This window comes from Bradyrhizobium sp. SZCCT0153, assembly GCF_018129995.1.
Taxonomy (GTDB): Bacteria; Pseudomonadota; Alphaproteobacteria; order Rhizobiales; family Xanthobacteraceae; genus Bradyrhizobium; species Bradyrhizobium japonicum_G.
In genome coordinates this window covers 1-19,413 of record NZ_JAFCKS010000020.1, presented here as the reverse complement: position 1 = coordinate 19,413, position 19,413 = coordinate 1, and the positions used below count along the sequence as shown (strand labels likewise).

The 19,413-nt window shown below is 64.8% G+C and carries 18 protein-coding genes and 1 tRNA gene; 12 read left to right on the top strand and 7 right to left on the bottom strand.

The window, feature by feature from the left end:
* Window positions 1-495 precede the first annotated feature (495 nt).
* The 10 genes from JQ572_RS34735 (at window position 496) to JQ572_RS34690 (ending at window position 11,672) form a co-directional block, all read left to right on the top strand.
* Window positions 496-1,659, top strand: a complete 1,164-nt coding sequence (locus JQ572_RS34735; protein ID WP_211387332.1) for a PspA/IM30 family protein — start codon at window positions 496-498, stop codon at window positions 1,657-1,659.
* A 10-nt stretch (window positions 1,660-1,669) separates the two neighbouring features.
* The gene (locus JQ572_RS34730) at window positions 1,670-2,329 is read left to right on the top strand and encodes an OB-fold-containig protein (protein ID WP_211387331.1); all 660 of its coding nucleotides are present in this window, start codon (window positions 1,670-1,672) and stop codon (window positions 2,327-2,329) included.
* Between the two features lie 23 nt (window positions 2,330-2,352).
* Window positions 2,353-4,050, top strand: a complete 1,698-nt coding sequence (locus JQ572_RS34725) for a flotillin family protein (protein WP_211387330.1) — start codon at window positions 2,353-2,355, stop codon at window positions 4,048-4,050.
* A gap of 144 nt (window positions 4,051-4,194) precedes the next feature.
* On the top strand, window positions 4,195-4,563 hold the full coding sequence (locus tag JQ572_RS34720) for a hypothetical protein (RefSeq protein WP_211387329.1): 369 nt from the start codon (window positions 4,195-4,197) through the stop codon (window positions 4,561-4,563).
* 134 nt (window positions 4,564-4,697) lie between these two features.
* Window positions 4,698-4,772 (top strand) — tRNA-Asn (locus JQ572_RS34715).
* A 215-nt stretch (window positions 4,773-4,987) separates the two neighbouring features.
* A complete protein-coding gene (locus JQ572_RS34710) occupies window positions 4,988-5,167 on the top strand; it encodes a hypothetical protein (RefSeq protein ID WP_211387328.1) in 180 nt (59 codons plus the stop codon).
* A 137-nt stretch (window positions 5,168-5,304) separates the two neighbouring features.
* Entirely contained in the window at window positions 5,305-5,967 is a 663-nt protein-coding gene (locus JQ572_RS34705) for a protein-L-isoaspartate O-methyltransferase family protein (protein WP_211387327.1), read from the top strand.
* 216 nt (window positions 5,968-6,183) lie between these two features.
* Window positions 6,184-7,575 (top strand): TolC family outer membrane protein, encoded by a 1,392-nt coding sequence (locus tag JQ572_RS34700; RefSeq protein ID WP_211387333.1) that lies wholly within the window; start codon window positions 6,184-6,186, stop codon window positions 7,573-7,575.
* Between the two features lie 305 nt (window positions 7,576-7,880).
* The gene (locus JQ572_RS34695) at window positions 7,881-8,657 is read left to right on the top strand and encodes a PopZ family protein (RefSeq protein WP_211387326.1); all 777 of its coding nucleotides are present in this window, start codon (window positions 7,881-7,883) and stop codon (window positions 8,655-8,657) included.
* Window positions 8,658-8,795: 138 nt separating this feature from the next.
* On the top strand, window positions 8,796-11,672 hold the full coding sequence (locus tag JQ572_RS34690) for a valine--tRNA ligase (RefSeq protein ID WP_211387325.1): 2,877 nt from the start codon (window positions 8,796-8,798) through the stop codon (window positions 11,670-11,672).
* Between the two features lie 2 nt (window positions 11,673-11,674).
* Here the strand turns inward: JQ572_RS34690 and JQ572_RS34685 are convergent, their stop codons facing one another.
* The gene (locus JQ572_RS34685) at window positions 11,675-12,277 is read right to left on the bottom strand and encodes a DNA-3-methyladenine glycosylase (RefSeq protein WP_211387324.1); all 603 of its coding nucleotides are present in this window, start codon (window positions 12,275-12,277) and stop codon (window positions 11,675-11,677) included.
* Window positions 12,278-12,407: 130 nt separating this feature from the next.
* Between JQ572_RS34685 and lipA the strand changes: the two genes are divergently transcribed.
* On the top strand, window positions 12,408-13,364 hold the full coding sequence (lipA, locus tag JQ572_RS34680; protein ID WP_211387323.1) for a lipoyl synthase: 957 nt from the start codon (window positions 12,408-12,410) through the stop codon (window positions 13,362-13,364).
* A gap of 6 nt (window positions 13,365-13,370) precedes the next feature.
* Entirely contained in the window at window positions 13,371-13,853 is a 483-nt protein-coding gene (locus JQ572_RS34675) for a type II toxin-antitoxin system RatA family toxin (RefSeq protein ID WP_211387322.1), read from the top strand.
* A gap of 93 nt (window positions 13,854-13,946) precedes the next feature.
* On the opposite strand, the gene JQ572_RS34670 is transcribed toward JQ572_RS34675, so the two are convergent.
* From JQ572_RS34670 to JQ572_RS34645, 6 genes are read right to left on the bottom strand one after another with little or no spacing between them, the layout of a single operon-like run.
* On the bottom strand, window positions 13,947-14,762 hold the full coding sequence (locus tag JQ572_RS34670) for a c-type cytochrome (RefSeq protein WP_211387321.1): 816 nt from the start codon (window positions 14,760-14,762) through the stop codon (window positions 13,947-13,949).
* Window positions 14,762-16,384, bottom strand: a complete 1,623-nt coding sequence (locus JQ572_RS34665) for a b(o/a)3-type cytochrome-c oxidase subunit 1 (RefSeq protein WP_211387320.1) — start codon at window positions 16,382-16,384, stop codon at window positions 14,762-14,764. The genes JQ572_RS34670 and JQ572_RS34665 overlap by 1 nt, the downstream gene beginning before the upstream one ends.
* Complete coding sequence (locus JQ572_RS34660; protein ID WP_211387319.1) at window positions 16,371-16,946, bottom strand: cupredoxin domain-containing protein; 576 nt, start codon at window positions 16,944-16,946, stop codon at window positions 16,371-16,373. Before JQ572_RS34660 ends, JQ572_RS34665 begins: the two co-directional genes overlap by 14 nt.
* Window positions 16,943-17,119, bottom strand: coding sequence for a hypothetical protein (locus JQ572_RS34655; RefSeq protein WP_181769924.1), 177 nt, complete (start codon window positions 17,117-17,119; stop codon window positions 16,943-16,945). The genes JQ572_RS34660 and JQ572_RS34655 overlap by 4 nt, the downstream gene beginning before the upstream one ends.
* Before the next feature lie 19 nt (window positions 17,120-17,138).
* A complete protein-coding gene (locus JQ572_RS34650; protein ID WP_211387318.1) occupies window positions 17,139-18,377 on the bottom strand; it encodes a cytochrome c in 1,239 nt (412 codons plus the stop codon).
* 11 nt (window positions 18,378-18,388) lie between these two features.
* Window positions 18,389-19,096, bottom strand: a complete 708-nt coding sequence (locus JQ572_RS34645; protein ID WP_211387317.1) for a c-type cytochrome — start codon at window positions 19,094-19,096, stop codon at window positions 18,389-18,391.
* Between the last annotated feature and the right edge of the window lie 317 nt (window positions 19,097-19,413).

Below are 19,413 nucleotides of genomic sequence, written 5' to 3'. Positions count from 1 at the left end.
AGAATCTTGTAGCGCAACCTTCGCACAGTGGACCGTGGGTGCCAGCCGGCACCCGGCCTTCCCTGCGCCCTCTGACAAAAGAGGGCGACACGACGAAGCAAAGCTCGGGCGAGACACGCCGCGAGGACGCGAAGCCGTATCTGCGAGTTGAGATGCGAGTTGACGGAGAAAGCTGTTGCGTCAAACGCAGTCATTGCTAGCGCGGTGAAGCAATCCAGAATCCCTCCAAGGAAAGACTCTCGATTGCTTCGTCGCAAGAGCTCCTTGCAATGACGTGGAGAGAGCGGTGCCTCGCAATTCAGTGTCGTGCGATCGGCCGCACATTTACCTCAAATTGCAACCCGCGCGTGCAAGAAGTCTTGATCGGCGGTGATCTAAGAGGTGATGGAGCGCGTTGAACGGCGGCGCCGGGCGCCGCGACTAATCCACGAGTACATCAGGATCAGTGGAACGTGATCAGGTCGTCCCTTCCTAAAGCACCAAAATGGTGCTTTAGTGCTTTTCATGAGCCCATCGCCCCGAAACGCGCCCTCCGCGCTGCGTTACAGGCTTGCCCCTGACCCGGCCACCAAGGCCGCGCTGGAGGCGACGTTCAGGGCTTATGACCGCATGATGGAGATCCTGGATGAGGTCGCGCGGAACCACAATGTGGGCTCCAACGTCGTGCTGCTTCACGCCCATGCCTATGACCCGATCCGCAAACAGACTGCGCTGCCCTCACGGCTGGTGACGCTGGGTCTGCGCGACCGCGCCGATTATCGCGCAGCGGGGGGCCGCCGGCTGCCGCTCGACGACAAGCTGGCCAAGATCAAGGGTCCCGCCACCATTTCGATTGCGACCGTGCAGGGGCGCTTCAGCGTGCCGTTCGACTATGTCGGCTACGCCGAGGGCTGGGGGCAGAGCGTGCCCGCGCACCTCATCCGCACCGACGACGGTTTCGAGGTTCACTACGGCGTCACGCCGAACAGCCTGCCAGAGGAGGAGAATGCCATGGATACCATTGCTGCCGCCCCCGACAACTTCCTGTCCCGGGTCGGGCGCCTGATCGCCGGGATCGCCTATGACGCGATCGAGCAGGCGGAAGGCAAGAACAAGCTTGGGGTGGTCGGACAGGCCATCCGCGAGATCGAGCGCGCCGAAAGCGAGGCGCGCGATGCGCTCGCCGCAGCCCGCGCCGAGGAGTACCGCCTCAACGCCCGCCGCACCGAGATCGAGCGCGAGATGACCGATCTTGCTCCCAAGATCGAGGGCGCGATCGCCGACAGTCGCGACGATCTCGCGCGTGCCGGCATCGCGCGACAGATGGATATGGAGGCGCAGTTCGAGGTGCTCTCCCGCGCCATCGACGAGAACAACGAGAAGATCGAGAGTAGCATCACATCGCTGCGTGCCGTGCTGTCGGCGCTCCAGGATGCCGAGCAGCGCCGCGCCGATCTTGCAAAGAGCGAGGCGGCCGCGAGCCAGCAGGATTCCACGTCACCACGGAAGCCCGGCGGAGCTTCTGCAGCGGCGAAAGCGCTGCGTGCGGGCAGGGCAGTGGCCCGGGCCACCGGCGTTCCCGCGGCCATCCCGTTCTCAAGCGACATCGACGAGCTCAGCACGTTGCATCGCGACAAGGAGATTGCAGCGAGGCTGGCGCGGTTGAAGTCGCGCTCCTGAGTACTGTGTCATGAGCGCTCTGCTCGAACACGTCATGTCGCCGGAGGTCAGGCCGTTCGCGATTGCGGCGGCCATGATCCTCATCGTCGGCTCGATCGAGGTGGTCTCGATGCTGGTCGGGGCCTCCTTGAGCGAGATCCTCGGCACCAACATCGATTTCGGTCACCCCAGCGACAATGGCGTCATCAACGCCATTTCCTGGATCAATGTCGGCGGCGTGCCGCTGCTGATCTTTCTGCTGCTGCTGCTCGGCGTCTTCTCCATCACCGGCTTCCTGATCCAGGACATCGCGCGGATGGTGGCGGGGCCCTTGCCGGCGACGCTGGCCTCGGTCGGAGCGGTGGTCGTCTCGGTTCCGCTGGTCCGCGCAGCGAGCAGGACCATCGCGCGGGTCATTCCCAAGGATGAAAGCTACGCGGTCGGCCTCGGCGATCTCGTCGGCCGCGTTGGTGAGGTCGTCATCGGCCCGCTGGATCAGGGGCCGCCCGGCCGCGTCAGCGTCGCCGACGTCCACGGCAACCGCCATTTCGTCTGGGCGGTCGCCGCGCCGGCGTCATCGCCTCTGCCGCAGGGAACCATGGTTCTCCTGGTCGATCGCGCCGGCACCCGCTTCGTGGCGGTGAAGGCCGAGGATGAACTCAAACCGTCCAAACCTACTCTAAGCAGCTAGCAAGTCATTTATTGGAGAAAGTCATGTTCGACATCGCAGTCCCGGCCGTGATCGGCGTCGCGCTGATCGTCGTCCTCGGGATCGTCTTCACCATTCTCTACAAGCGCGCCACGCGTGACGAGGCGTTCGTGCGCACCGGCCTCGGCGGCAAGAAAGTCGTGCTCGACGGCGGCGCCATGATCCTGCCGATCTTCCACTCCTACGCCAGCGTCAATCTGAAGACGCTGCGGCTGACCGTCGAGCGCAAGGAACGGGAATCCCTGATCACCAAGGATCGCCTGCGCGTAGACATCGTCGCCGAGTTCTACGTGCGCGTCCGCCCCGACGATGAGAGCATTGCGCTCGCGAGCCAGACGCTGGGCGCGCTGACGAATGATGCCGAAGCGCTGCGTAACCAGGTCGAGGCAAAATTCGTCGACGGCCTGCGTTCAGTGGCGGCCACCATGAGCATTCTGGAACTGCAGGAAAAGCGCAGCGATTTCGTCAAGCACGTGCAGGCGACCGTGGAGTCGGACGTAAAATCCAACGGGCTCGAGCTTGAATCGGTGTCGCTGACCAAGCTCGACCAGACCGATGTGAAGTTCTTCAATCCGGAGAACTTCTTCGACGCCGAAGGTCTGACCCAGCTGAAAACCGTCACCGAGACGCGCCGGCGCGACCGCAACTCGATCGTGCGCGACAACGAGGTGGCGATCGCACAAAAGGACCTCGAGGCGCGCCAGCAGACCCTCACCATCGAGCGCACCAAGAAAGAGGCCGAGCTCTCCCAGGAGCGCGACATCGCCAACAAGACCGCGAGCACCCGCGCGGAAGTCGCGACGGCGACGCAAACCGCCCGTTTGACCGAGGAGAATGCCCGCATCGATACCGACCGCGCCGTGGCCGAGAAGGAGGCAGGCGCCAAGCAGGTCAAGGAAACCGCCGTCATCGAGTCGGATCTGGCGATCAACAAGCGCAAGACCGACGCGCAGCGCGAGATCCAGATCGCCACCCAGGAGAACGAGATCCAGATCGCTTCCAAGAGCAAGCAGACCTCGGAGGCCGTCGCCGAAGCCAAGACGGCCGAGGCGATCGCCGTCTCCGCGGAGGAAAAGGTCGTGACCGCGCGGGCCGTCGAGGTCGCCGACCGCGCGCGTCTCACCCAGGTGCTCGCCGCGCGCACCGAGGCCGAGCGCAAGTCGACTGAGGTGATCGTGGCGGCCGAAGCCGAGAAGAAGGCGGCGCTGGACCGCGCCGAGGCCACCAAGACGCTGGCCACCGCCGAAGCCGAGTCCAACAAGATCAAGGCGGTCGGCGTCAGGAATATCGGTGAGGCCGAGGCCGCCATCATCACGCTCAAGAACGAGGCGCAGAACAAGCTCGGCGCCAATGTCATCGACTTCGAGCTTGCCAAGAGGCGGATCGAGACGATGCCCTCGGCGCTGGCCGAGGTGGTCAGGCCGATCGGTAACCTCAAGGACGTCCGGATCCTGCACACCGGCGGTGCGTTCGGCGGCAATGGTAGCGGCACCGGCGGCAATGTCGGTTTCGGCGAAGGGCTCGCCGGCGAGCTCCTCAAGGTGCACGCGCTGCGTCCGATGATCGACGAGATCCTGCGCCAGAGCGGCTTTGCGCCGGGCGATGATCCCGTGCAGGCGCTGGTCGGCGCCGTGACGGGGAAGAGCAATGGTGCAGCGGTGCCGGCGCCTGCAACGGAGAAGCCAGGCACCGCCGACCTATGAATGCCGGTTCATTGCTGCGGAGAATTCGAATCGATAAGAACGGGCTCCGGATGAATCTCGTGAGGCAACGCCATTTTGTTGCCGCGGCGCCTGCGCCGATCGACGTCAGGCGCCGAAAGCCCGTTTCGATCGGGGAATTCTCACATGAAGTATTTTCTGTCGGGATTGTTTGCCCTCGCTCTGTCGATGGCTACCGCGCCGTCGTTCGCAGCCGATGCCCGCAACGTCTCCGTCATCAACGAGACCGGCTACGCCATCAAATTCCTTGGCTTCAACGCGCCGGACGATGGCCTGGACGAATGGGACAATGAGCTCGAGAAGGTTTTGCAGAACCAGGCGAGCACCTATGTCGAGTTCGATGAGGACGACGAGGGCTGCGTCTGGAACCTCCGCGTCGACTGGCAGAACTATGACGAGACCGTGCTGTGGAAGAACGTCAACCTCTGCAAGTTCACCGCGCTGCGGCTGCGCTACGACCCCGGCACCAAGACCACTTCGTTCGTCGCCGAGTAACCTGGCCTGACGTCGTCGGAGGAGGGACCTTGAGGCCCTTTCTCGACGCAATGTGCAAGATGGCGAATTGGTCCTTTGCAAGCGCAAGCGGCTTTGTTATACGCAGCCGCGCGCGAACGACGGGTTCGCCCTTTTCCTCGGTAGCTCAGCGGTAGAGCATCCGACTGTTAATCGGATGGTCGCTGGTTCGAATCCAGCCCGGGGAGCCAAATTCAATCGCATTTTCAGTGGTTTGCGGTCGCGTCCTGATGTGACGCGCGATCTCCTGCGCTAATCCCTCAGGTCCGGCGGCCCGCATGCCGTACAGAATCGCGTTCAAGCAGAAGTGTGCGCGCGGGCGCCCTCGCGCCGTCAGCGCGGCGCCAAATCGACTCAATTCAAATCGAGCTTCGCAAGCGGCGGATTTTTACGGAGCTGATTCCCCATGCCAGACATCAAGGCCGACCGTTCCCAAATGGCCCCCTCGATTCAGCCGGCAGACGTCCCCGAGCTCAGCGACGATGAATGCCTCGCCTGTCTTGCGCGCGCGGTCGAGACCCACGATTCGGCTCGGCTGGATGAAGTCGCCGCACTGATCGGCCGCCTCGCGGTCACGATCGAATAAGCATCTCGCCCTCGACCTGGAGAGAAGCGGAAGGCACGATCCTCGGGGCCAACGGCCATGTTGCGTTTTCGCCGGGCATGTTCCAAAGATGCCGCCAACTTTGGTCCGCGGCATTGTCCGCCTTGCAGGGTTCGCTAATGTCCGGTTTCTCGACCGCGCGCCTCAAAATGGTCGATGGCCAGGTGCGTACCAATGACGTCACCGACCGTCGTGTTCTCGACGCCATGCTCTCGGTTCCACGCGAGGCCTTCGTGCCGGCCAGCAGGCAGGCATTGGCCTATCTCGACCTCGATCTCGACGTGAGCGAAAGCGGCGCCAAGCGCTTCCTGATCAAGCCGCAACTGACCGGCAAGCTGCTTCAGGCTGCCGAGATCGGCGAGGGCGACAACGTGCTGGTGGTCGGCTGCGCCACGGGCTACCTCGCCGCGCTGGCTGCAAAGATCGCGCGTCAGGTCACCGCGACGGAATGTGATTCGGCTTTGGCCGCGAAGGCCAGGGACGCCTTCGCTGGTCTCGGGCTCGCCAATGTCACCTGCAAGGCCGCAGCCTGCACCGACGGCGATCCCTCTGCCGCTCCGTATGACGTGATCGTCCTCAACGGTGCCACCGAGGTGACGCCGGGAGGGCTGCTTGGCCAGCTCAAGGAAGGCGGGCGGCTGGTGGGGGTGTCTGCCGAATCAAGGCCGCCGCGGGCCATGATCGTGACCCATACCCACGGTGAATTCGGCCATCGGGCGTTGTTCGATGCCTCAGCCCCGGTCCTTCCCGGGCTGGAACGGGCCGCCGCCTTCGTCTTCTGACGGCCCTTTGCGGCGCTTTGGCCCGTTAAAATCCCGTTCTGAATCAGAAGTGTGGCCGGGATGCTGCACGTAAAGAGTTTCGACCGAGAACCACCCTCAGGTAGTTCCGTCGCGCTTGACCGCGTCCTATGTTGCGACGGGGCAACGACTCCACTCGGATACGGTAACCAGGCTCGCGGGCACGAACCTGGCGTTAGAATGAACGGAATTTCACGGATGCATGGGGTGAAGCTCTTCACCGGAGCTGCGGTTTCGGTCCTGCTCACGGCGCTGGCCGGGCCCGCGCCTGCCTTGGCGGACACGATCGAGGCCGCATTGGTGCGCGCCTATCAGAACAATCCGCAGCTCAACGCGCAGCGTGCCCAGGTGCGCTCGACGGACGAAAACGTGCCGCAGGCCTTGTCGGGCTATCGCCCAAAGGTCAACATGACCCTCAGCAGCGGGTCTCAATATCAGGATATCCAACAGACGCAGAAGGGCCTGCCGATCCACAGCTCCGATCCCCTTCAGCCCAACAGCGCCAGCCTGACCATCAACCAGACACTTTATAACGGCAATCAGACTGCCAACCGGACGCGCGCGGCGGAGAGCCAGGTCTCGGGGTCCCGCGAGGCGTTGCGCGTGCTTGAGCAGACGGTCCTGCTGCAGGCTGCCACGACCTATATGGACTACCTGCGCGACTCGGCAACTCTCGAAGTTCAGCGCAGCAACGTGCGCGTGCTCGAACAGACGCTCAAGCAAACGCGCGATCGCTTCAACGTCGGCGAGGTGACGCGTACAGACGTCGCGCAATCCGAAGCGCAGCTGGCTGCCGGCAGGACCCAGGCGCTGACGGCAGAATCAAATCTCACGACGACGCGCGCGAACTTCCGCCGGATCATCGGGAACGAGCCGACGAACCTCGCTCCGGGCTCGCCGGTCGATCGCTTCCTGCCCTCGACGCTCGCCTCCGCGGTAAATCTCGGCCTGGTGGAGAATCCCAGCGTTACGGCTTCGATGTTCGGCATCGACGTCAACTATCTCCAGGTCAAGATCAACGAAGGCGCGCTGCTGCCGACGGTCTCTCTCCAGGCTGGCATCACCCAGTCATACCAGCAGACCCTGACGGTCTTCCGAACGACGACCGCTTCAGCTATCGCGACAGCCTCCGTGCCGATCTATCAGGGCGGTGCCGAATATGCGCTCATCCGCCAGTCGAAAGAGAACCTGGCGCAGCAGCGACTGAACCTTGAAACCACCCGCGATCAGGCCCGCGCCAACGTCGTGCAGACCTGGGGCCAGCTGGAAGCCGGCAAGGCGCAGGTGCAGTCCGCGCAGGCGCAGGTCACGGCCTCCGAGATCGCGCTGAACGGCGTCCGCGAAGAAGCCAAGGCCGGCCAGCGCACCACGCTCGACGTGCTCAACGCGCAACAGGCCCTGGTCAACGCGCGCGTCGCGCTCGTCACCGCCCAGCATGACCGCGTGGTGGCGTCCTATTCGGTGCTCAACGCGGTCGGTCGCCTGGCGCCGCAGGTGCTGGGTCTTGCGACCACTGTCTACGATCCCAGCGTGCACTACCAGCAGGTCCGCGACAGCTGGGCCGGCGTGCGCATTCCTGACGGGCGCTAAAGTCCCGTAGTCATCCGGTCGGCCTCGCGAACAGCCGATGCCGACCGGCGCTTTGCTTGCAATCGTCAAAATCCCTGACATAGCCTTGCCAAGAAGGTGCAGGTCGATTCGCCCTGCATCCGATGCCGTGTGCGTAAAGCTTGAGTGCCGAGGGCAGGGGCGCACCGCTGCACGTTGAGCCGTCATCTGGGGACAAGTCGGGCTGCCACGACGAAAATGTCGGGCCACCGATCCGGAACCGGCCAATCCTGTCGTGCTTGGTGTAAAACAACGCATGCGAGGGCGTTGATGATGTGGAGTCGGAGATGACGCAGCCTGCAAAGGTCACAGAACCCTCAATGGAGGAGATTCTGGCCTCGATCCGGCGCATCATTGCCGACGATGAGGCCAAGCCGCCGCCGGCCGAGGTCGCGAAGCCGGAGAAGGCCGCAGCCCCCGCCGCGCCGCCGAAGCCGCAGGCGATGAACGATATTCCGCCGTCCAAGGTCGCACCGGCCAAACCGGCTGCCGAGAAGCCCGCACCGCCTCCGGCCGCCAAGCCGTCACCACCGCCGCCACCCGCACCTGCGGCGGATGCGTCCAACAATCAGGACGATATCGACGCGCTGCTGGCGGGGCTCGACGCGGCCACGCCCGCGCCCGAGGTCCGTACCCCCGAGCCGGAGCCCGAACCTGAGCCCGAGCCCGACGTGCTCGAATTGACCGACGAAATGGCGATGGACCCGACGCCACCTCCGCCGCCGCCGAGCTTCCGCAAGGTCGAGCCGCGCGACGATCTCGAATTCGCCGAATCGCCGCCGCCGCGTCCGCCGCCGTCGCCGTCCTACACAGCCGTGGACTTCGATGCGCCGCCGGTGCCGCCCCAGCAGCCGATCCTGGCGCAGTCGACGGTCTCGGCGGTCGAATCCGCCTTCAATTCCCTGGCCCACACGGTGCTCAGCAGCAATGCGCGCACGCTGGAGGATCTGGTCAAGGAGATGCTGCGTCCGATGTTGAAATCCTGGCTCGACGACAACCTGCCGGGCCTCGTAGAGCGCATCGTCAAGGCCGAAATCGAGCGGGTCTCGCGCGGCGGCAGGTAGACCGGGCCGTCGAGCCCTCATAAAGCCCCGCTTGCGCGTCATATTCGGCCTCCCGACCGGCCGGAAAGCCCTGTTCCCGCCTGGCTTTCCGTTGACCTTTTCGTTGACTTGCCCCCCGCGCGCGGCTTTCTAGCCCCCATGATCGAGAAAAATTACCAGCCCGCCGATATCGAAGCCCGCATGTCCGTCGTGTGGGAGGACAGCCTTGCCTTCAAGGCCGGCCGCCCCGACCGCCGCGACGCAGTGCCCTTTACCATCGTCATCCCGCCGCCGAACGTGACGGGCTCGCTGCACATGGGGCACGCCCTCAACAACACGCTCCAGGACATCCTGTGCCGCTTCGAGCGCATGCGCGGCCGCGATGTGCTGTGGCAGCCCGGCACCGACCATGCCGGCATCGCTACCCAGATGGTGGTCGAGCGGCAGCTGATGGAGCGCCAGCAGCCCGGCCGCCGCGAGATGGGCCGCGAGAAATTCCTGGAACGGGTCTGGCAGTGGAAGGCCGAGAGCGGCGACACCATCATCAACCAGCTCAAGCGCCTCGGCGCCTCCTGTGACTGGTCACGCGAGCGCTTCACCATGGACGAGGGCCTGTCAAAGGCCGTCATCAAGGTGTTCGTCGAGCTGCACCGCGACGGCCTGATCTACAAGGACAAGCGGCTGGTGAATTGGGACACCAAGCTCTTGACCGCGATCTCCGATCTCGAAGTGCAGCAGACCGAGGTCAAGGGCAGCCTCTGGTATCTGCGCTATCCGATCGAGGGCAAGACTTTCAGCCCCGAGGATCCCACGAGCTTCATCGTCGTCGCCACGACGCGCCCCGAGACCATGCTCGGCGATACCGGCGTTGCCGTGCATCCGGAGGATGAGCGCTATCTGAAGCTGGTCGGCAAAAACGTGATCCTGCCGCTGGTCGGCCGCAAGATTGCGATCGTCGCAGACGACTATTCCGATCCGGAAAAGGGCTCGGGCGCGGTCAAGATCACGCCGGCGCACGACTTCAACGATTTCGAGGTCGGCAATCGCCACGGCCTGGGCCGCATCAGCGTGATCGACCGGGAAGGTTGTCTCGATCTCGTCGACAACGAGGATTATCTGCGCGACCTGCCCGAAGGCGCCGCGCAGTTCGCCGAGGAATTCAACAAGCTAGACCGCTTCGCCGCGCGCAAGCGCATCGTGGAGCGGCTGGACTCGTTCGGTTTCATCGAGCGGATCGAGCCGCACACCCACATGGTACCGCATGGCGACCGGTCGGGCACGGTGATCGAGCCGTATTTGACCGATCAGTGGTACGTCGACGCCAAGACGCTGGCCAAGCCCGCGATCGCGGCGGTGCGATCGGGCGAAACCGCCTTCGTGCCGAAGAACTGGGAAAAAACCTACTTCGAGTGGATGGAGAACATCCAGCCCTGGTGCATCTCGCGTCAGCTCTGGTGGGGCCACCAGATCCCCGCCTGGTACGGCCCTGACGGCAAGGTGTTCGTCGCCGAGACCGAGGAGGAGGCCGTCAGCCACGCGCTCGGCTATTACGTCGAGCAGGAGGTCATCACGGCGGAGCAGGGGCGCGAGATGGCGCTCGACCGCAACAAGCGCGAGGGCTTCATCACGCGCGACGAGGACGTGCTCGACACCTGGTTCTCCTCGGCGCTGTGGCCGTTCTCTACGCTCGGCTGGCCTGAAGAGGCGCCCGAAGTGCAGCGTTACTACCCGACCAATGCGCTGGTGACCGGCTTCGACATCATCTTCTTCTGGGTCGCCCGCATGATGATGATGGGCCTGCACTTCATGAAGGAGGTGCCGTTCTCGACGATCTACATCCACGCCCTCGTCCGCGACGAGAAGGGCGCCAAGATGTCGAAGTCGAAAGGCAACGTGATCGATCCGCTCAACCTGATCGACGAATATGGCGCGGACGCGCTGCGCTTCACGCTGGCCGCGATGGCGGCGCAGGGCCGCGACATCAAGCTCGCGACCAGCCGGGTTGAGGGCTATCGCAATTTCGCGACGAAGCTCTGGAATGCGTCGCGCTTCGCCGAGATGAACCATTGCGCCGTGCCCGAGGGGTTCGAGCCGGCGAAGGTGAAGGAGACGCTGAACCGCTGGATCGCGCATGAGAGCGCGCACACCACGCGCGAGGTGACCGAGGCGATCGAGGCCTATCGCTTCAACGATGCCGCAGGCAGCATCTACCGCTTCGTCTGGAACGTCTATTGCGACTGGTATGTCGAGCTCGCCAAGCCGGTGCTGCTCGGTCCGGACAGCCCTGCCAAGGCCGAGACCCGCGCCATGGTCGCCTGGGCGCGCGACGAGATCCTGAAGCTGCTGCATCCCTTCATGCCCTTCATCACCGAGGAGCTTTGGGAGGTGACGGCCAAACGCGACGGTCTGCTCGCGTTGGCGCAATGGCCGCTGAAGCCGGCAGCACCGACGCCGGAGCAGCTTGCGATGCTCGCTGCGACGACCGGACCGGCCGACGCGCTCGTCTCGCCGGCCTGGGTGCTTCCGATCTTCGACCATGCCGATTTCACCGATCCCGCGGCCGAGGCCGAGATCGGCTGGGTGATCGACCTCGTCACGCAGATCCGCTCGGTGCGCGCCGAGATGAACATCCCGCCGGCAACGCTAACGGCGCTGGTGCTCGCGGGCGCTTCGGCCGGGACCAGGGAGCGCGCGCCGCGCTGGAGCGACGTCATCAAGCGCATGGCCCGGCTCTCCGACATCTCCTTCGCCGACCGTGCGCCCGATGGCGCAGTCCAGCTGCTGGTGCGCGGCGAGGTGGCCGCGCTGCCGCTGAAGGGCGTGATTGACGTCGCCGCCGAGCGCACGCGCCTCGACAAGGAGATCGGCAAGGCCGACGCCGACATCAAGCGCGCCGAGTCCAAACTGGCGAACGAGAAATTCGTCGCCAACGCGGCCGAGGAGGTCGTCGAGGAGGAGCGCGAAAAGCGTGAGGCCGCGCTCGCCCGCAAGGCCAAGCTGCTCGAGGCGCTGGAACGGCTCAAGCAGGCGTCCTGAGCTTATTTCGGGAACGGCTTGCTAAGGAATTTCGAGCCCCTGACGCCATAGCGCCAGGGCAACTCGATCGCCTTGGTGATGCCGATCCGGATGCCCGCCGCGACTTCGACGTCCTCCGTCCGCGCATAAAGCGCGATCGGCGGCCGGTCCAGCGGCAGGGCGTTGTGCGCGATGGTGATGCCGAGCGCTTCGGTCAGCTTGCCCGGACCCGAGCACAGCGCGTGCACCTCCTGGAGATGTCGGCGGCGGCGCATCGCAGCGATCCCATGCGTCGGCTCCAGCGCGCGGATCAGGACGGCGCTCGCAGAGCCGATCTCCTCGCAGACGAAGTTCACGCACCAATGGATGCCGTAGGAGCGGTAGACATAGGCAAAGCCGGGCGGGCCGAACATCACCTGGTTCCGCGGCGTCGGTCCGTTGTAGGAGTGCGCCGCCGGCTCGGTATGATGATAGGCCTCGACCTCGACGATGATCCCGCCGACGCCGCCGACCAGCATGGTCGCCCCGATCAAGTCGGGCGCAACTTCGTGGACGCTGCGGGCAAAAAAGCTGCGCTTCAGGACTTTGCCGAGCCGCGGTCTGGAGGCTTTCGAGACTGGAGCCATTCGAGATGAGAATCGCCTGAGAACAGAGCAGGATATTGCCCATATCTGCCATGTTCCCTGAAGCGGGGCGAGCCGGGTTGCGGCAGGCCGCCAGACCGACTAGGTAGGACTTGGTCAGACCGGACATCCCATGGTCGTTATTGTCGATACCATCTCGAACCCGTTGCGCCCGCGCCACCCTGAAAAGGTGAACCGGCCCGACTCCGCTTCGCCGCCGAAGCCGGACTGGATCCGTGTGCGCGCGCCCAACACCCGCGGTTATGCCGACACCCGCAACATCGTGCGCGCCAACGGTCTGCACACGGTGTGCGAGGAAGCGGGCTGCCCGAATATCGGCGAGTGCTGGGACAAGAAGCACGCGACCTTCATGATCATGGGCGACACCTGCACCCGCGCCTGCGCCTTCTGCAACGTCAAGACCGGCATGCCAAACGCGCTGGACGCAGCCGAGCCGCAGAATGTCGCCGAGGCCGTGGCCAAGCTCGGGCTGGCGCACGTCGTCATCACCTCGGTCGACCGCGACGATCTCGCCGATGGCGGCGCCGAGCATTTTGCCCAGACCATTCGCGCGATCCGGGCCGCATGCTCCTCGACCACGATCGAGATTCTGACGCCCGACTTCCTGCGCAAGGAGGGCGCGCTCGAAATCGTCGTCGCTGCGAAGCCCGACGTCTTCAACCACAATCTCGAGACCGTGCCGTCGCGCTATCTCACGGTGCGACCGGGCGCGCGCTATTTCCATTCGATCCGGCTTCTGCAACGGGTCAAGGAGCTCGATCCCACCATCTTCACCAAGTCCGGCATCATGGTCGGCCTCGGGGAAGAGCGCCACGAGGTGCAGCAGGTGATGGACGATCTGCGCTCCGCCGACGTCGATTTCCTGACCATCGGGCAATATCTCCAGCCGACCCGCAAGCATCACGCCGTGATGCGCTACGTGCCGCCGGACGAGTTCTCGTCGTATGAAAAGGTCGCTTATACCAAGGGCTTCCTGATGGTGTCGGCGAGCCCGCTCACCCGCTCGTCGCATCATGCCGGCGAGGACTTTGCGAGACTGAAGGCCGCGCGGGCAGCTAGCGCCCGCTGAACCGCCATGCCCAAATTTTCGAGCAAGCGCCGTGTCAATCACAGCGCGTCCGAGATGTTTGATCTGGTCGCCGACGTCGAGCGCTATCCGGAATTCGTGCCGCTGTGCAGCGCGTTGAAGGTGCGCCAGCGCATGGCAAAGCCCGACGGCACCGAGGTGCTGGTCGCGGACATGACGGTGTCGTTCAAGCTGGTCAAGGAATCCTTCACCAGCCGCGTGACGCTCGACCGCGCCAATCTGAAAATCCTGGTCGAATATCTGCAAGGTCCCTTCAGCAATCTGGAAAACCGCTGGACGTTCGAGCCCAAAGGCCAGGAGGAGGGCAGTGGCGTCTGCGACGTCGGCTTTTTCCTGTCCTACGAGTTCAAGAGCCGCATGCTGGCGCTGCTGATGGGCTCGATGTTCGACGCCGCGTTCGCGCGCTTCTCGACCGCATTCGAGAAGCGGGCGGATGTGATCTACGGCCGGCCGAAGCTGGCATCGTCGTAGGCTCCGGCCAGGCATACTCTCGTGTCCCGGACGCGGTGCAGCGCGTAGCGCTGCTCCGCAGAGCCGGGATCCACGCCGCACGAACTCCTCACTTCAATCCACCGCCTTCACGATATCCGGCGGCTGCGAGGCGTAATATGCCGCGGCCTGCTCGATCTCCTGCGGCGTCATCGCGCGTGCGACGTTGCGCATCTGCTGGCTGATGTCGTTGCGCCGTTCGTCGGAGGCGAAGGCCTGGAGCTGCGCCTTCATGTAGGCCTCCGACTGGCCCTCGAGCCACGGGCTGCCGGTTTTGTTGTCGAGGCTGCCATGGCAGGAGCCGCACGGCGCGATCCCGCGCATCGGCGCGCCATAGATCACGATATTGGGCTTCGGCAGCTGCGGCGTCGGGTGGTAGGCCGGCAGCCGCGGCAGATCGGCGTAATAGTTCGAGAGGTCCGCGATCTCCTGATCCGTCAGATTGACGGCGAACGGCGACATCACCGCATTGGTGCGCGCGCCGGTGCGGAAATCGTGCAGCTCCTTGTAGATCACGGCAGCGTACTGGCCGGCGAGGTTGGGCGAATCCGCGCGGCTGACGCCGGTCGGGCCGTGGCAGATCGCGCAGCGTTGAGCCAGGGTGGCACCGCGGCCGATCGCTTCCTGGCTCGGGCGTGACAGCGTGTTCGACGTGAGCACGACCTCCGAGAGGCGCTTGCTCTGCTCCGGCGTCGCCACGCTTGCCGCGCGCTGCGGCACGCCGGCGGCGCTGCAGATCGCATCCCAGACGTTGGCGAACTGAACCCAGGGCTGTGCGAACGGTAGCACGATGAAACCGGCAATCGCCGTCACGACGAAGATAGCGGCAAAGATGCCGACACTCGCCTTGAAATGACGATTGGTGAGGGTGAAGAGCTCGCGCGTGCTCATCACTGCGCTCCCACATAGACGGCCGGCACCGAGGTGCCCTCGCTCAGCGCCAGATTCAGGATCGGATAGCCGTAATTGGTGAGGGTGAGGCCGATCATCAGCGCCACCCACAACGCGTGTGTGTTGAGCGCGACCGGGACGGTGGCCGGCTGATGCACGGCGAGCGCGAAGCGATTGGCACCGGCGTCGGCCTGGGGCGCACGCATGCCGCGAGCCAGGATGACGATGAACATGATGCCCGACGCCAGCAGGATGAAGCCGCCGATCGCCGACAGGGTGACCGAGAGCGCCTGCGGCGCGATCGCAGGATCGCCGAAGTCGAAATAGGCCATGCGGCGCGGCATGCCCAGAATCCCGACCCAGTGCCACGGGAAGGTCGTGACGATCATGCCGACGAACCACAGCCAGAGCTGGGTGCGGATCAGGCGGAGATCGACCAGCTCGCGCCCCGTCAGATGCGGCCAGAGATCATAGGCGATCGCGAAATACATGATCACGATGGCGCCGCCGAAGATCAGGTGGAAATGGCCGGTGATCCATTGCGTGTTGTGGATCGAGGTATCGAGCTGGTAGCTCATGTTGATGAGGCCGCCGGCGCCGCCGAAGCCGAGCATGACGAAGGAGAAGGCGAGCGCCAGCATCATCGGATTGTCCCAGGGCAGCGCCGTGATCCAACCGAACAGCCCGCGTCCGCCGCGCAGGCGCGCGGCGATCTCGACAGAGGCGCAGATCGTGAACACGGTCAGAAACGTCGGCAGCGTGACCAGCGCCGTGAAGGCGGAATGGATGAACTTGAAGCCGGCGCCGACCTGCGGATCGGCGAAGGTGTGGTGCATGCCGATCGGCATCGCCACCACCAGAAACAGGATGAAGGAGATCCGCGCCATCGTGTCGGAATAGACCCGGCCGCCGATCGCGCGCGGCACGATGGTGTAATACGCGATGTAGGTCGGCATCAGCCAGAAATAGACGATGGCGTGCAGCGTCCAGGAGAAGAAGATGCGCGCAAGTCCGGCATCGATGGTGTTCTTCAATCCCGCCGCCACCGGGATGATCTGGAGCAACAGCTCGAGCGCGGCGCCGACGGCGGTCCAGGCCCACAGATAGGAGCCCGCGACATTGGCGAACATCGCCAGCGGCACCGGCGCGCCGGGATGGGCCTTTCGCCAGATGCGCAGATTGACCGACATCAGCGCGACCCAGATCCAGGAGCCGACCACGACCAGCACGACGCCGAGATAGTAGAAGACGTTGCCGATCAGCGGCGGATAGAACGTGTAGAGCACCGAGGCACGGCCGAGCGCGATCGGGATCACGGCCATGATGCTGCCGATGACGATCAGCCAGAAGCCGGCCCAGGCCCAGCGCACGCCGACGAGGCGCTGCTGCAGCGCGGCCTCGCTGATGGCATAGCCGAAGCCCATCGCGACCAGGGTCGGGAAGACGTAGCCCATCACCGTGCCGTGCGCGGTCAGCGAACGGTAATAGAGCTCGGGATTGGACAGCCAGGTGCCGATCGGGCTGCGAATGAACATCTGCCAGGCGCCGAGCGTGAGCGCGATGCCGAACACGGCGAAGGCCAGCCAGAAATGGGCGAGAATGAGCTTCCTATTGACCAACACAGCTCAGCCTCCCGCCACCCTTCGCGCGGTTCGCGAACTCGGCCTTGTCGATCACCTTGACCTTGCCCCACATGCCCTCGTGGCCGAAAGAGCAAAACTCCTGGCAGGGCATCAGATAGTCACCGGTCTTTGTAAAGCGCATCAGCTGCTCGGAGATGTAGCCCGGAACCAGCATGGTGTTGACGTTGGTGCCCTGGATCAGGATGCCGTGCACGACGTCGGCGCTGGTGGCGCGCAGCGTGATCGGCGTGTCGGCGGGCACCACGATGCAGGCCGGCGTGAAGGAATATTGCTGGCCGATCGCGCGCACCGTCACGTTGCCGTTGGCCTCCAGCACGCTGCCAAGATTGCTCTCGACGAACTCGCCGCTCAGATGCAGCCGCGAGGGATCGGTGGTCTCGACGCGCGGCTGCGGCATGGTCGCGCGATGAATGCCCGCGAATGCCGCCAGCAGCGCCATCATCACGATGATGATTGCCGCGATGGTGGCCCAGCGCCGCTCGACGCGGGCTGCGACCTCGGTGCTGGCGCTGCCGTTGCCGTGGGTTTCCTCGGCGCTCATTGCAGCGACCCGCGCGGCAGGAAGACGAACAGATAGAAGGCGAACCACATCGCGACCACGCAGGCGGTGGCGATGCCGGCGAGCACGATCGCGCCGGACGGGCCCTGCGCCACGACCTCCTCGACAGCCTGATCGGCGGCGGCGGGGCTGGTCGGCGGATCGGAATTGAACATGACGTTTCCTCGGCGCCTCTCAGTTCAGCGGTGCGGAGCGCAGCTCGTTGGCCTCGCGCGCCGAGACCGGCGTGCCGCGATTGCCCCAGGCGGTGCGGATGTAGGAGACGACGGCGGCGACCTCGTTGTCGGAGAGGAGGCCGGCGAAGGGCGGCATGCCATACGGCATCGGATTGCCCTTGGTCCCCGGCGGATAGCCGCCGTTCAGCACCATGCGGATCGGATTGACCGCCGACTGCATCTCGATCGACTGGTTGTTGGCGAGCGGCGGCCAGTGCGGCGGCTTGCCTTCGCCCTGCGTGCCGTGACAGCTCGCGCAGCTCTTGTCGTAGACGGTCTTGCCGAGGCTGATCAGCAGGCTGCTTTCGGTGGTCGGCAGTGCCGAGCTTGCCGGCGGCGAAGGCGAGGGCTCCGCGATGCCCTTGAGGTACACCGCCATCGCCCTGGTGTCCTCGTCGTTGAGATATTGCAGGCTGTTGTGCACCACCTCGGCCATCGGACCGTAGACCACGCCGCGCATGGAGACGCCGGTCTGGAGCAGATCGGTGATGTCCTTGATGCTCCAGTCGCCGAGGCCTGCTTCGCGATTCGACGTCAGCGAGGGCGCGTACCAGTTCTGCATCGGGATCAGCCCGCCCTTGAAGGCGTCCGATTGCGAGGTGCCGCCGAGCGCGTTGATCGGCGAATGGCACATGCCGCAATGGCCGAGGCCCTCAACCAGATAGGCGCCGCGATTCCATTCCGCCGATTTTTTCGGATCCGGCTTGAACTCGCCTTCGCTGAAGAACAGCGTGCGCCAGCCGAGGATGAGCTGACGGTTGTCGTAAGGGAAACGCAGCTCGTGCGGCTTGTTCTTCTGGTTCACCGGCGCGACCGAGCGCAGATAGGCGAAGATCGCGTCGCTGTCGGCGCGCGTGACCTTGGTGTAGGACGCAAACGGCATCGCCGGATAGATCAGCCCGCCATCCGGGAAGCGCCCGTTGTGCATGGTTCTGTAGAAATCGTCTGCGCTCCACTTGCCGATGCCGGTCTCCGGATCGGGCGTGATGTTGGAGGTGTAGATCGTTCCGAACGGGGTCGGCATCGGACGTCCGCCGGCGAACAGGCGGCCCTCGGCCGCGGTATGGCAAGCGGTGCAGTCGCCGGCTCGGGCGAGATATTCGCCGCGCGCGATGACATCGCCCGTCTTGTCCTGCGCCTGCGCAGCTGTGGTGAGCGCTACGAGCGCGAGGAGCGTGATCGACAATTTGAAGCCCATCATCCGCCTCGTCAGTTGGGCTGGCTGCCGCAGCCGAAGGGCAGCGCGTAGGTGCCTTTCGGGACGGGAGCAGGGTTGGCGGGAGCCGGCCGCGTGGCGAGCCAGGCTGCGACCGCGGTGACGTCGGCTTCGGTCAGGTGGCCGGCCACAAGCTGCATGCAGTCGGGCGACCTGGCGGTGCGGGTGCCGTAGCGCCACGCGCCAAGTTGCGCGCTGATGTAGTTGGAGCGGAGGCCCAGCAGGCCGGGGATGCCGGGCTGCATGCCCGTCAGTCCCGGGCCGTGGCAGCTGACGCAGGCCGGAATGTTGCGCCCCGCATCGCCGCTGGTCACGAGCAGCTCGCCCTGCGCCAACACGTCCTTGCTGACCTCGCTCGGCGCGGGCTGCGGCAGCGGCGGATGCTCGCTGGCGAAATATTCCGCCATCGCCTCCAGATACGGGTCCGGCAGAAACTCCAGCAGATAGTTCATCGGCGGGTATTTGCGCCGGCCGCTGCGGAAGGCGAGGAGCTGGTTGTAGAGATAACCGGCCGGCTTGCCGGCAAGGCGCGGGAAATAGACGTCGCTGGTACCTTCGCCCTTGTTGCCGTGACACGGCGTGCAGGCTTCCACCCGCGCTGCCATGGTATCCGGCGGCTGGTTGGCCGTTTGTGCGGCTGCACCATCAAAGGCGGTCAAAGCAATCATGACGACGGCCGAGGCCGCGGCGCGAGCGAGCACTTTTGTCGCCCTCCAGAGGGGTGGGTCGGTTGATTCCGGACCACAACGTAGAGCGGCATTATTGCGCCAATATTTTTGCCGCGCCAAGTTCTGACGGAAACCACGACGTTTGGTCGCGCTTGAACCGTCACGATCCCGATCGAATTCGACAAGATTTGCGTGCTTTTTGAAAAGCAAACATGACGCTGCAGCCTCGCGGCGTGTCTCGCCCGAGCTTTGCTTCGTCGTGTCGCCCTCTTTTGTCAGAGGGCGCAGGGAAGGCCGGGTGCCGGCTGGCACCCACGGTCCACTGTGCGAAGGTTGCGCTACAAGATTCT